A 12,646-nucleotide genomic window follows, 5' to 3' on the forward strand; every position below is an offset into this window, starting at 1 on the left:
ATGTCCTGACCGGGCCCCGACGCGTCCCGTGGGGCCCGGCAGTCCGGTGCTCAGTGCCGGAAGAAGATCCGGTCGCCGTACTCGGTCATCACGCGGCCGTTCCACTCGTGCCCGCCGTCGACGTTGCCGGAGCGCAGCAGCGGCGGCTCGATGCCGCGGCGTACGAGCTCCTCGGCGGCGGCGGCCATCGTGGCCTGCATGAGCGCGCTGGTGACGACGGTCGACGCGGGGGCGAAGGGGGCCTCGATGCCCTCGTGGGTGAGCTCCGCGTCCCCGATGGCGATCCTGGAGTCGAGGACGATGTCGCAGTGGTCCTTGAGGTACGTCCCCGACACGTGCCGCGACTTCGTCTCCGTCGCGTAGGCCAGGGAGGTGACGCCGATGACGGTGAGGCCGAGGGCACGGGCGTTCATCGCCATCTCGACGGGGAGGGCGTTGCGCCCGGAGAGGGAGATGATGATCAGGACGTCCCCGGCCTTGGCGGGGGAGGAGTCCAGGACCGCCCCGGCGAGGCCGTCGACCCGCTCCAGGGCGGAGCCGAGCGTGGCCGGCATGACGTCCACACCGACGGTGCCGGGGACGGCGAGCAGGTTCATGAGGGCGAGGCCACCCGCCCGGTAGACGACGTCCTGGGCGGCGAGCGAGGAGTGGCCGGCACCGAAGGCGAAGAGACGGTTGCCGTTCGCGACCGCTTCGGCGATGGCCGCTCCGGCGGCGGCGATCTCTTCGGAGTCCCCGTCGCGGACCTGCTGGAGCAGGCCGATCGCGGCGTCGAAGAACTGTCCGGCCAGCTTGCTCTCGCCCATGGCGGCGACTCCTTCTCGTCGTGGTCGCGGATCACGGTGCGGTCTGGACCATTGCTCTGTCAATACCGCCTCACCCCGGTGAGGCCCGGTTGTCGGCGCGATGCGTCAGAATTGGGGCAGGGCCAGCGCACGACTCATCGAGGGGCACGTATGTCCGGACTGATCGACACAACGGAGATGTATCTCCGCACCATCCTCGAGCTTGAGGAGGAAGGTGTGGTCCCCATGCGTGCCCGGATCGCCGAGCGGCTCGACCAGAGCGGGCCGACGGTGAGCCAGACGGTGGCCCGGATGGAGCGCGACGGCCTGGTGGCCGTCGCGAGCGACCGGCACCTGGAGCTCACGGACGAGGGCCGCCGCCTCGCCACCCGCGTCATGCGCAAGCACCGGCTCGCCGAGTGCCTGCTCGTCGACGTGATCGGCCTGGAGTGGGAGCAGGTCCACGCGGAGGCCTGTCGCTGGGAGCACGTGATGAGCGAGGCCGTGGAGCGGCGGGTCCTGGAGCTGCTGCGTCACCCGACGGAGTCGCCGTACGGGAACCCGATCCCGGGCCTTGAGGAGCTGGGCGAGAAGGCGGAGGCGGAGGCCTTCCTCGACGACTCGATGGTCTCCCTCGCCGACCTGGACGCGAGCGGCGGCAAGACGGTCGTCGTGCGCCGGATCGGCGAGCCGATCCAGACGGACGCCCAGCTGATGTACACGCTGCGGAGGGCGGGCGTGCAGCCCGGTTCCGTGGTCTCGGTGACGGAGTCGCCGGGCGGTGTCCTGGTGGGCAGCAGCGGCGAGGCCGCCGAGCTGGCCGCGGAGGTCGCGGCGCACGTGTTCGTCGCGAAGCGCTGACGGCGACGGCTCGGGCCGCCGACTTCCGCCGTACGCCCAAAGGGGTGTCCCGCCGACCGGAAACGGTTGGCGGGACACCCCTTTGGGCGTAGTCACGGCGACGCGAGCCACCGATCCGGCGTTGCGCGGCGGGCGATCCGCGGCGATCCGCGGCGATGCGCGGCGATCCGCCTAACCGTCGCGATCCGCCTCACCGTGATCCGAATCCGGGGCGGAGGATTCCTCCGGGGGCGTCTCGGCGCGCGTGTGGAGGATCTCGCGGGCCTGCTGCGCGGCGCGGGCGGTGGTCTCGCTGACGAAGTCGAGGAAACGGGCGATGTTCTCCATGCGGTCGCCGGCCGGGGTGCCGGGGCCGAGGACACCGACGCCCTGCCGTGCGGTCTCGACTATCCGCGCGATGGACCGGGCGCTGGCCATCATCGACTGGTACCAGACGTCGGCGTCGACGACGTAGCGCTCGCGTCGCCCTTCGCCACGTTCCCGGCGGACGAGGTCCTGGCTCTCCAGGAACGTGATGGCCTTGGAGACGGTCGCCGGGCTGACCTGGAGGCGCTGGACGAGTTCCGCCGCCGTGAGACTGCCCGAGTCGCTGATGCAGAGACAGGCCATCACCCCGGCCATCATCTTGGACAGGCCCGACTGCATGAAGACGGTGGTGAGGGCTTCCTCGTACTCGCGCACGGCCTCGGGGTCGCGTCCGTAGGCCTGCGGGGTCGCCTCCGGCCCCCGGGGAGCGGGCTGTTTGCGCCGGTGGGCGCGGCGTTCGGTGGCGCGGTGTGCCAGGTCGGAGCGGTAGCCGGTGGGGCCGCCGTTCCGCATCACCTCACGCGTGACCGTGGAGGTCGGACGGTCGAGCCGCCTGGCGATCTCCGCGTAGGCGAGGCCGTCGGCCAGCCCCAGCGCGATCTGCTGGCGTTCCTGCTGAGTGAGCCTGCCTCCCGGCATCGCGATCTCCTTCGTACTCCTCGGATGACCGCACTATAGCGTTCACGCTCATTTCATTGCAACGAATGAGCTTCCCGGCGTTGCGTTCTCGTCGAGACCGTTGCAATGAAATCTCTCTTCTGACCTGTGTTGATGCGGATTCGACGCAACACGCCTGTTGCTCGATCTCTGAACGCAACGTAGCTTTTGCGTTGTCGGAAACAACGCCGCAGGAAACGCAAGAGGAGCAGGAACCATGCAGAAGTTCGCCACCGCCGCCCCGATCGCCACCGTCCTCGACATCCCGGCCGGCCACATCCGGTTCATCGCCGCCGACCGCGCCGACACCACCGTCGAGGTCCTCCCCGCGAACCCCGCCAGCAGCCACGACGTCAAGGCCGCCGAGCGCGTCACCGTCGAGTACGGCGACGGCGTCCTGCGGATCGAGACCCCGGCCGCGAAGAACCGGATCCTCGGCAGCTCCGGCTCCGTCGAGGTCACCGTCCAGCTGCCCGCCGGCTCCCGCGTCGAGGCGAAGACCGCCAGCGGCGAACTCCGCGGCGTCGGACGCCTCGGCGACGTCACCTTCGAAGGCGCCCAGGGCACGGTCAAGCTCGACGAGACCGCCGCCGCCCACCTCACCCTCCAGGCCGGCGACATCACCATCGGCCGCCTCGGCGGCACCGCCGAGATCAGCACCCAGAAGGGCGACATCCGCATCACCGAGGCCCACCGCGGCACCGTCACCCTGCGCACCCAGGCCGGCGACCTGACGGTCGGCGCCGCCCGCGGCGTCTCCGCCACCCTCGACGCCGGCACCTCCTACGGCCGGATCGACAACACCCTCCAGAACGCCCACGGCGCCGACGCCGGCCTGAACATCCACGCCACCACCGCCTACGGCGACATCACCGCCCGCAGCCTCTGAGCACCACCACCACCCACAGCCTCCGAGCACCACCACCACCACCCACCCACAGCCTCCACAGCCTCCAAGGAGCACCCCTCATGACCAGCTTGGCCATCGCGGCGAACGGGCTGCGCAAGTCGTACGGTGACAAGGTCGTGCTCGACGGCATCGACCTGGCGGTCCCCGAAGGGACGATCTTCTCCCTGCTCGGGCCGAACGGCGCCGGCAAGACCACCGCCGTAAAGATCCTCTCCACGCTCATCACCGCCGACGGCGGACAGGCCCAGGTCGCGGGCCACGACCTCGCCACCAGCCCGCAGGCGGTCCGTGCCACGATCGGTGTCACCGGCCAGTTCTCCGCCGTCGACGGCCTGATCACCGGCGAGGAGAACATGCTCCTCATGGCCGACCTGCACCACCTGTCCAAGAGCGAGGGGCGGCGGGTCACCGCCGAACTCCTGGAGCGCTTCGACCTGGTGGACGCGGCGAAGAAGCCCGCCTCCACCTACTCCGGCGGCATGAAGCGCCGCCTCGACATCGCCATGACCCTGGTCGGCAGCCCGCGGATCATCTTCCTCGACGAACCGACCACCGGCCTCGACCCCCGCAGCCGCCACAACATGTGGCAGATCATCCGCGAACTCGTCGCGGACGGGGTCACCGTCTTCCTCACCACCCAGTACCTCGAAGAGGCCGACCAACTCGCCGACCGCATCGCCGTCCTCAACGACGGGAAGATCGCCGCCGAGGGCACGGCCGAGGAACTGAAGCGCCTCGTCCCCGGCGGACACGTCCGCCTCCGCTTCTCCGACCCCACCGCCTACCGGTCCGCCACCGCCGCACTCACCGAAGCCGGCAGGGACGACGAGGCACTGTCCCTCCAGATCCCCAGCGACGGCAGCCAACGCGCACTGCGCGCCGTCCTCGACCGGCTGGACACCGCCGGCATCGAGGCCGACGAACTCACCGTGCACACCCCCGACCTCGACGACGTCTTCTTCGCCCTCACCGGCTCCAAGATCCCCGCCCAGTCCACCCAGTCCGCCCAGCCCAACCAGTCGAAGGATGCAGTCCGATGAGCTCTCTCTCCCTCGCCGTGCGCGACTCGTCCACGATGCTGCGCCGCAACCTCCTGCACGCCCGGCGCTACCCGTCGCTCACCCTGAACCTGCTGCTCACGCCGATCATGCTGCTGCTGCTCTTCGTCTACATCTTCGGCGACGTGATGAGCGCCGGCATCGGCGGCGCGGACCGCTCCGACTACATCGCCTACATCGTCCCCGGCCTCCTGCTGATGACCATCGGCAGCACCACCATCGGCACGGCCGTGTCCGTCTCCAACGACATGACCGAGGGCATCATCGCCCGCTTCCGCACGATGGCGATCCACCGCGGTTCGGTGCTCATCGGGCACGTCGTCGGCAGCGTGCTCCAGTGTGTGGCGAGCGTCGTCCTCGTGGGCGCCGTCGGCGTGGCCATCGGCTTCCGGTCCACGGACGCCACGGTCCTTGAGTGGCTCGCGGCCTTCGGCCTGCTCGTGCTCTTCGCCACGTCGCTCACCTGGATCGCGGTCGGCATGGGCCTGATCAGCCCGAACGCCGAGGCCGCCAGCAACAACGCGATGCCGATGATCCTGCTGCCGCTGCTCTCCAGCGCGTTCATCCCGGTCGAGACGATGCCGGGCTGGTTCCAGCCGATCGCCGAGTACCAGCCCTTCACCCCGGCCATCGAGACCCTCCGGGGCCTGCTGCTCGGCACCGAGATCGGCTACAACGGCTGGCTCACCGTCGCCTGGTCCCTGGGCCTCGCGATCCTCGGCTACTTCTGGTCGGCCGCGAGGTTCAACGGCGACCCGAAGTAACCGCGGTGACAGCGCGGGCAGCCTCCCGCAACCCGTACCGCCCGAGGGCGGCGTACACCGACACCACGTCGGAGTACGCCGCCCCGTCGGCGTTCCGGACTCCTCTTCCCTTGCCTGCCAAGGGTGTTGGAGGATCCACGCATGAACCCGGATGCGACAGAACCGACCGCCGACGCGGCGGCCACGTACCTCACGGCTCTCCAGGAACGGCTGACGGCCGACGGCTGCACGGTGACCTCGCCGCAGTGGAACGACCACCGCGTGGTGATCGGCTGCCGAGCCGACCGCAAGCTCCGCTGGGCCGGGACGAAGGTCGAGCTGTTCGTCTTCGCGGCAGCCGTCCCCGAGGTCGACGTGGCCATCCTGGGGGAGTTCAGCGTGTGGTCCATGGGGTACGCCAAGAGCCTGCGCGCCGGCATACCCGGTGCCCGCAACGCGGCAATGGTGCTTCCCGCCCTGGTGAGCTCGCGCGTCCAGCCCGAGGCGGCCCGGTGGGCCGCCCAGGACGCCCGGATCCTCGGCACGACGCTGATCGGCCGCCCCCTCACGGTCGAGACCGCCCCGGCCGCCGTACGGACCACGATGTACCGGGGCGGGGTCGCCTTGGGCGGCATGTTCACAGGCCATGTGCTGGCGAAGGCCGCCCTGTACTTCCCGTGATCCTCCCCGGCCGATCCGGAGCGGGCCGGCCGGCGGGCCCGTCTCCGGAGCGGTCACGGGACGGCCCTCAGAAGAGGTAGACGACGACCCCGGCGCCGCCGAGGGCGAGGCACGCGAGACCGAGGGCCAGCAGGAGGAGGAGCCCCAGCGCCACCGCGAAGAGCGGGCGTCTGGGGGCGAAGTCGCCCGGGTTCCGCGGGTCGTAGACGAGGTCGACGTACTGCGCGGAGCGCTGGGAGAAGTAGAGGTGCTCGCGGCCTTCGCTGTCGGTGTAGGCGAAGTAACCCTTCCTCTTTCCGTTCGGGTAATGGCCCGCGTGGGCCGCGCGGACGGTGATGCCGCGCCGTGCGAGCTTGATCCGGGTGACCCCCATGAGCACCGCGCCCGGGGTGCTGACGAGGCCGATGAGCAGCGGGAGCGCCGAGAAGAAGACCAGGACGGCGTCCTCGGCGGTGTAGGCGGAGCCGACCCAGTAGGCGTAGCCGAACCAGCCCAGCAGCAGGGTGAGTCCGCCGACGACCAGGTACCAGGTCTTGATGACGAGCCCCTCGTCCGTGACGGTGACGAGTGCGCTGCCGGCGGGGTCCCGCCGCTCGGGCAGGGCTTCGGCGAGCGCGGTGACGAACGAGGCGGTGGCCACCCGGTTCTCGCCCTCGATCCGGTGGACGACTCCGTCGGTCAGGACGACCTCGACGGCCGTCGAGCCGTCCGGGCGTGCCTCCTGGACGGCGGCGAGGGGGATCTCCGTACGGTGCCGTCCCCGCGTGACGACGAGGCGGTCGGAGTCGAGGAGTGCGGACGCGTCGCCTTTGGTGAGGACTTGAGGAGAGGGCATGTCAAGTCGACGAGCAGACGGACGAATTGGTTGCGCGGAAGTGGGTCACGAGGGCGTATCGGCTCGGTGGGAACGGATCGAGCCGGATCGAGCCGCGTCGATCCGGACTGGGCCGGATCGGGCCGGACGGTGTCGCGTCCGGGTCAACGACTGCCGTGCGGCCCGGTTTACGCCGGAATGGCCACGGCCGCACCCTCGGCGTGCCACGCTGTACGAGCCGTGTGCTGCCGGGAGGAGTGGCTCATGAGGACGAGGACGAGGGACGACGCAGGGTCGAGGGCGACAGAGGGCCCCGGCGCCCTGGGGCGCCGGGGCCTGTCCTCCCCTGTGCTGACCTGGAGCCCCGAGCTCTCAAGGTCAGTCCCGTCGGACCGTTTTTCCCCGAGCGGTCCGCCTCCCGTTCAAGATCTCCCCTCGGCGGCGGGAGTCAATCCTTGAGCCCTGTCACTCGAACGAGGGGTGTTGGGTGGCAGAAGCGTATTTTCGAATGCGAGTTCGATACTCTGATGTGGTTCGACGGGAAAGAGGGGGTGCCAGGGACATGGCGCGACGACTCGACGTCACCGGGGCCGGCGGCGTACGCCTGGCGGCCTGGGACTACACGCCACTGACCGGCGAGGGCGACGACCCGAAGGCCGCCCCGCACTCGGGCCCACGGCCACCCGGCCCCCGGTCCGAACCGCGGCTGCCCACGCCGACATCCGCCGCGCCGCACGCACCCGCACCGGCGCACGCAACCATGCCCGCACCGGCGCACACACCCGCACCCACGTCCACTCCCACCGCCACTCCCGCCCCCGGCGTGTTACTGCTCCACGGCCTGATGGGCCACGCCGCCCACTGGGCCCCCGCCGTCCGCCACCTCGCCGGCCGTCACCGTGTCGTCGCCCTCGACCAGCGCGGTCACGGCCACAGCGAGAAGCCCCCCGCCGGCCCCTTCACCCGCGAGGCGTACGTGGCGGACGCGGCCGCCGCCGTCGAGCAGCTGGGCCTCGGCCCGGTCACCCTCGTCGGCCACTCCATGGGCGCGCTCACCGCCTGGCAGCTCGCCGCCGACCGCCCCGACCTGGTCCGCGCCCTCGTCATCTGCGACATGCGGGCCTCCGCGCTCGGCGCCGCCTCGCAGCGCGCCTGGCAGGACTGGTTCAGGGGCTGGCCCGCGCCCTTCCCGTCCCTCGACGCCGTCCGCCGCTGGTTCGGCGAGGACGACCCGTGGGTCGAGCGGCCCAACCCCGCGCGGGGCGCCTTCTTCGCCGAGGTGATGGCCGAGCACCCCGACGGCTGGCGCCCCGTCTTCGACCCGGCGCAGATGCTGACCTCCCGGGAGACGTGGGTCCACGACGCCCACTGGGAGTCGCTCGCCCAGGTCCGCTGCCCGACGCTCGTCGTCCGCGGCCTCGACGGCGAGCTGGGCCGCGCCGAGGCCCAGGAGATGGTCAGGGTCCTGCCCCACGGGGCGTACGCGGAGATCCCCGACGCGGGCCATCTCCTCCACTACGAGTACCCGGAGGCCTGGAGCGAGGCGGTCGAGCCCTTCCTGAACGGCGCGCTCACGTCCTGACGGCGGGGCACCGGAACCCTGTTGCCGTGATCACCACATGACAAGGTACGGTGCCCCCGCGGCGCGTCGAGACCTCTCCGCGCCACGTCAGGGAGGGAACAATTTGCGCATGTCACTGCTGAAGCGCCTGGCCACCGCGGCCACGGCGCTGGGGCTCGCCTCGGCCGGTCTCGTGGGTGCGGGCGCCGCGCCCGCGCAGGCCGCGGTCAGCGACTGCCCGTCGGGCTACTTCTGCGCCTGGAAGACCGACAACGGCACGGGCACGATGTACAAGACGAACGTCAACACGGCGACGCTCGGGACCTGGGACAACACCTTCCGCTCGATCGTCAACCGCACGAACAAGTACGTCTGCCTGCACGAGGACGCCAACTACGGCGACTCGGGTGCCGTGTACTCCGGGCCCCCGGACCCGGCGGGCACCGAGTGGGGCGGCCCGGGCACCAACTCGGTCAGCTCGCTGAAGTTCGTCGTCACCGAGCGGGAATGCTTCCTGCCCGCGTACCCGGCCTGGTACTCGCCGGTCGCCCCCACCGTGGCGGGCTTCGGCGACATGAACGCCGACCGGAAGGCCGACGTCGTCGTCCGCGACAAGGCCGGCCGTCTCTGGTTCCTGCCCGGTGACGAAACCGGACGCCTGATCGGCTCCGGTGGCTGGAACGCCATGAACACCCTCACCCGTCACGGGGACTTCACCGGCGACGCCCGCGAGGACGTCATCGCCCGCGAGACGGCCACCGGGAAGCTCTGGCTCTACCCCGGCACCGGGACCGGCGCCCTCGGCAGCCGCAAGCTGATCGGCAGCGGCGGCTGGAACGCCATGCACCGCATCACCGCCTTCGGCGACCTGACCGGCGACGCCCGCGCGGACCTGCTCGCCATCGAGAAGTCCACCGGCAAGCTCTGGCTGTACCCCGGTACGTCGACGGGCACCCTGGGCGCGCGGAAGCTGATCGGCTCCGGCGGCTGGAACGCCATGAACACCCTGGTCGCCCCCGGCGACATGAACGGCGACGGCAAGGCCGACCTCATCGCCCGCGAGGCGTCCAGCGGCAAGCTCTGGCTCTACCCGGGCAAGACCGGCGCCGTCGGGACCCGCGTGCTCATCGGCTCCGGCGGCTGGAACGTGATGTCGACGATCCTCGGCGTCGGCGACATCACCGGCGACGGCCACAACGACCTGGCCACCCAGACGACCGCCAACTACGTCTCCCCCGAGTGCCGGGGCACCGGCTGCCTCGTCCTGTACCCGGGCCGTGGCACGGGCGGGCTCGAGGCCGGCACTCCGACGAGCGTCGACTGGTGGGGCCTGAACGGCGCCTTCTGACCCGGCTCCGACAAGCGTCACGTGAAGGCCTCCGCCCCAGGGTGGAGGCCTTCTCCGTGCCTGACGGAGAAGATGCCGGTCCACGACGTGCCCAGGGCCTGATCACCTGAACACCGCCCGACGGATCATGCGACTACTAGGCTGCGCCGAATGGACCGAGTAACCGACGTGCCAGAGAACTTCGCCCGGTCAGCAGATCCGGTCCGGGTGAATGACTACGACAGTATCGCCGAGGCGTACTCGGCGGACAACGAGCACAACCTGGTGAACGCGTACTACGCGCGGCCCGCGATGATGGCCCTGGCCGGAGACGTGGCCGGCCGCCGGATCCTCGACGCCGGCTGCGGCTCGGGCCCCCTGTCCGCCGCACTGCGCGAGCGCGGTGCCGTCGTCACCGGCATCGACGCCAGCGCCGGGATGCTGGCGCTGGCCAGGCGGCGGCTCGGGGAGGACGTGGCCCTGCACGTGGCCGACCTGAGGGACCGTCTGCCGTTCGCCGACGGTGCGTTCGACGACGTGGTCTCGTCGCTGGTGCTGCACTACCTGGAGGACTGGGGTCCGACGCTGGCCGAGTTGCGGCGCGTGCTCAGGCCCGGCGGCCGGCTGATCGCATCGGTGGACCACCCTTTCGTGGCGTACACGATCCGGGATCCTCGGCCCGACTACTTCGCGGCCAACAGCTACACCTTCGACTGGACGTTCGACGGGCAGTCCGTCCCGATGAAGTTCTGGCGCAAGCCGCTGCACGCGATGATCGATGCCTTCACGACAGCCGGCTTCCGTCTCTCCGTCATCAGCGAGCCTCAGCCCGACCCGGCCGCCCGTGAGCTGTTCCCCGACGACTTCCGTGACTTTTCGACCAAGCCCTGCTTCCTGTTCTTCGTCGTCGAGGTACCGCCGTCGGCGGAAGGCTCGCACGACTAGAGCGTGTTTTCTTGGACCGGTGGTCAGTTGATCGGACGTGTCCGTCCGGCTGCCCGGCGCGCAAACCGCTCTTCCGGGTGAAACCATGATCGGCCGGTCGCCTCGGCCTCCGGCGGGGCCGAGCAAAGAACGACGGCCCCCGCCCACAGAGGGCGGAGGCCGTCGCGTTTCGCTGGCCGGGAACGACCGTTCAGGGAACGGCTGTTCCTGGAACGGCTAGAACAGCAGGTTGTACGTCTTCCAGCCGCCGCCGACCTTCACGCGCGCGGCGTACGGCTTCGTCGCGGAGCCCGTGCCCGCGTAGTACCAGAGCACGCCCGTGGTGTCCCGGGCCACCAGGTCCGCCTTGCGGTCGGAGTTCAGGTCGCCGGTCGCCACCATGGAGTTGTAGACCTGCCAGCCGGTGCCGACCTGCACACGGACGCCGAACGGCCGCGTCGACACGCCCGTACCCGCGTACAGCCACTGCTTGCCCGCGGCGTCGCGGGCGATCAGGTCGGCCTTGCCGTCGCCGGTCACGTCGGTGCCGCCGACCAGCGAGTTGTAGATGCTCCAGCCGCCGCCGATCCGGACGCGGGTGCCGAACGGCGCCGTGGTGGTGCCCGTGCCCGGGTACAGCCACAGCACGCCGGCGGTGTCCCGCGCGAGCAGGTCCGCCTTCTTGTCGCCGGTCAGGTCCGAGCCGCCGACGATCGAGTTGTAGATGTTCCAGCCGCCGCCGACGCGCAGGCGGGACTGGTAGACGCTGCCGTCACCGGACATCCGGTAGAACCACAGCACGCCGCTCTTGTCCCGCGCGACCGCGCCGGGACCGGTGCTCTGCACGGTGACCGGGCCGAGCCGGGTCAGCGCCGAGTACTGGTTCCAGTCGAAGGTGCCGCCGACCGGGTCGGGCGAGTTGAGAAGCGGGTAACCCTTGCCCGTGCCCCGGTAGTCCCACAGCCAGCCCTCCGCGTCGCGGCCGACGAGCCGGTGGCGGTCGATGACCGGGACGGAGCTGCTGACGGAGAAGTCCGAGGTCTTCTCCGGGTTGCCGGTGCCGAAGGTGTACACCTCGTACGTCGCGGTGTTCCGGATCCGCCACGCGGGTGCGGTCGCCCCGGCCTTCAGCCCGTAGGTGATCGTGTAGTCGCCGGGCTTCGTGATGTCGCAGCGGAAGTCGCCGACCTCACCGAGGGAGTGGTCGCACGTGGCGCCGGTGGCGCCGCCCGCGTCGATCCCGTCGGGGGTGACCTTCAGCTCGCCCTCGTCCCAGCTGCGGTAGCCGGGCGCCGCGTTCAGGTACATCGAGAGGTGGCCCTTGTCGACCGCGTGCAGCTTCACGGTGTGCTTCACCGAGCCGCCGGCGGGCAGCGTGGGCGTCGTCATCGTGATGGTGTTCTGCGCGACGTGGGCCTTGGTCTTGACCGTGATCGTCGCGTGCGCGCGGCGCGTACCGATGGGCTGTGAGGCGGCGGTCTGCGCCTCCTTGATGCCCGCGTCGATGCTGGCCCCGCGCGGCACGTAGACGAGGCCGTAGTAGGCCGTCAGCCCGTTCGCCGCGGTGCTCGTCGCCGAGACGTCCGGCGCCGGGCTGCCCCACCCGTTCAGGTCGCACAGGTACACGCCGGCCTGGCCGGCCTTCAACGTGCAGCCGTCCGCCCGGTCCACCTTCAGCCCGGTCGGCAGGCCGCCGGCGGTGGACCAGGTGGTGCCCGTGATGAGCGGCTTCTTGCTCAGCGCGTAGACGTACGTGCCGTCCGGCTCCCCGCTGTTCTCCCCCCAGGTGCCCGGCGGGGACAGCCACGTCCAGCCCTCGCCGGGCATGAGGACCTTGTCCTCGACCGGTTCGAACGCGAACGTCGGGTCCCCGGCCGCGACGGCCGTTCCGGCGCCCACGGCCCCACCGGTGACCAACAGCGCGGCCGCTATGCCCGCGCCCAAAAACTTGCGCAAAATACCCCCCACAGATTCGAACAATCGGCGGACGTTAACACGCCCCCCGTCGCCCGAAACGCC

At 70.8% G+C, this 12,646-nt stretch carries 12 protein-coding genes; 8 read left to right on the plus strand and 4 right to left on the minus strand.

What is annotated here, in order from left to right; genetic code table 11:
* Positions 1-50 precede the first annotated feature (50 nt).
* The gene (locus OG361_RS23135) at positions 51-806 is read right to left on the minus strand and encodes an SIS domain-containing protein (RefSeq protein WP_405856389.1); all 756 of its coding nucleotides are present in this window, start codon (positions 804-806) and stop codon (positions 51-53) included.
* Between the two features lie 150 nt (positions 807-956).
* On the opposite strand from OG361_RS23135, the gene OG361_RS23140 reads away from it, so the two are divergent.
* Complete coding sequence (locus OG361_RS23140; protein ID WP_150267384.1) at positions 957-1,646, plus strand: metal-dependent transcriptional regulator; 690 nt, start codon at positions 957-959, stop codon at positions 1,644-1,646.
* A 171-nt stretch (positions 1,647-1,817) separates the two neighbouring features.
* Here the strand turns inward: OG361_RS23140 and OG361_RS23145 are convergent, their stop codons facing one another.
* Positions 1,818-2,591, minus strand: a complete 774-nt coding sequence (locus OG361_RS23145) for a helix-turn-helix domain-containing protein (RefSeq protein ID WP_405856391.1) — start codon at positions 2,589-2,591, stop codon at positions 1,818-1,820.
* 235 nt (positions 2,592-2,826) lie between these two features.
* Here OG361_RS23145 and OG361_RS23150 point away from each other — a divergent pair, with 235 nt between their 5' ends.
* The 4 genes from OG361_RS23150 to OG361_RS23165 all read left to right on the plus strand — a co-directional run bounded on the left by OG361_RS23150 (position 2,827) and on the right by OG361_RS23165 (position 6,001).
* Positions 2,827-3,498 carry a DUF4097 family beta strand repeat-containing protein gene (locus tag OG361_RS23150; protein WP_405856393.1) on the plus strand — a complete coding sequence of 224 codons (672 nt, stop codon included), beginning with the start codon at positions 2,827-2,829 and terminating at the stop codon, positions 3,496-3,498.
* An 80-nt stretch (positions 3,499-3,578) separates the two neighbouring features.
* A complete protein-coding gene (locus OG361_RS23155) occupies positions 3,579-4,559 on the plus strand; it encodes an ATP-binding cassette domain-containing protein (RefSeq protein ID WP_405856395.1) in 981 nt (326 codons plus the stop codon).
* Positions 4,556-5,341: an ABC transporter permease gene (locus tag OG361_RS23160; protein ID WP_405856397.1), complete on the plus strand. Its 786-nt coding sequence runs from the start codon at positions 4,556-4,558 to the stop codon at positions 5,339-5,341. The genes OG361_RS23155 and OG361_RS23160 overlap by 4 nt, the downstream gene beginning before the upstream one ends.
* A 141-nt stretch (positions 5,342-5,482) precedes the next feature.
* Entirely contained in the window at positions 5,483-6,001 is a 519-nt protein-coding gene (locus OG361_RS23165; RefSeq protein ID WP_405856399.1) for a hypothetical protein, read from the plus strand.
* Between the two features lie 67 nt (positions 6,002-6,068).
* Here OG361_RS23165 and OG361_RS23170 read toward each other — a convergent pair whose 3' ends face one another.
* Entirely contained in the window at positions 6,069-6,836 is a 768-nt protein-coding gene (locus OG361_RS23170; RefSeq protein ID WP_405856401.1) for a hypothetical protein, read from the minus strand.
* A 541-nt stretch (positions 6,837-7,377) separates the two neighbouring features.
* Here OG361_RS23170 and OG361_RS23175 point away from each other — a divergent pair.
* The 3 genes from OG361_RS23175 to OG361_RS23185 all read left to right on the plus strand — a co-directional run bounded on the left by OG361_RS23175 (position 7,378) and on the right by OG361_RS23185 (position 10,648).
* Positions 7,378-8,397, plus strand: a complete 1,020-nt coding sequence (locus tag OG361_RS23175) for an alpha/beta fold hydrolase (protein ID WP_405856403.1) — start codon at positions 7,378-7,380, stop codon at positions 8,395-8,397.
* A 103-nt stretch (positions 8,398-8,500) separates the two neighbouring features.
* The gene (locus tag OG361_RS23180) at positions 8,501-9,724 is read left to right on the plus strand and encodes an FG-GAP-like repeat-containing protein (protein ID WP_405856405.1); all 1,224 of its coding nucleotides are present in this window, start codon (positions 8,501-8,503) and stop codon (positions 9,722-9,724) included.
* 150 nt (positions 9,725-9,874) lie between these two features.
* Positions 9,875-10,648, plus strand: coding sequence for a class I SAM-dependent methyltransferase (locus tag OG361_RS23185; RefSeq protein ID WP_405856407.1), 774 nt, complete (start codon positions 9,875-9,877; stop codon positions 10,646-10,648).
* A gap of 216 nt (positions 10,649-10,864) precedes the next feature.
* Here the strand turns inward: OG361_RS23185 and OG361_RS23190 are convergent, their stop codons facing one another.
* The gene (locus OG361_RS23190) at positions 10,865-12,583 is read right to left on the minus strand and encodes an FG-GAP repeat domain-containing protein (protein WP_405856409.1); all 1,719 of its coding nucleotides are present in this window, start codon (positions 12,581-12,583) and stop codon (positions 10,865-10,867) included.
* Positions 12,584-12,646: the final 63 nt, after the last annotated feature.

It is taken from the genome of Streptomyces sp. NBC_00090 (genome assembly GCF_045160815.1).
In the GTDB taxonomy this organism is placed as follows: Bacteria; Actinomycetota; Actinomycetes; order Streptomycetales; family Streptomycetaceae; genus Streptomyces.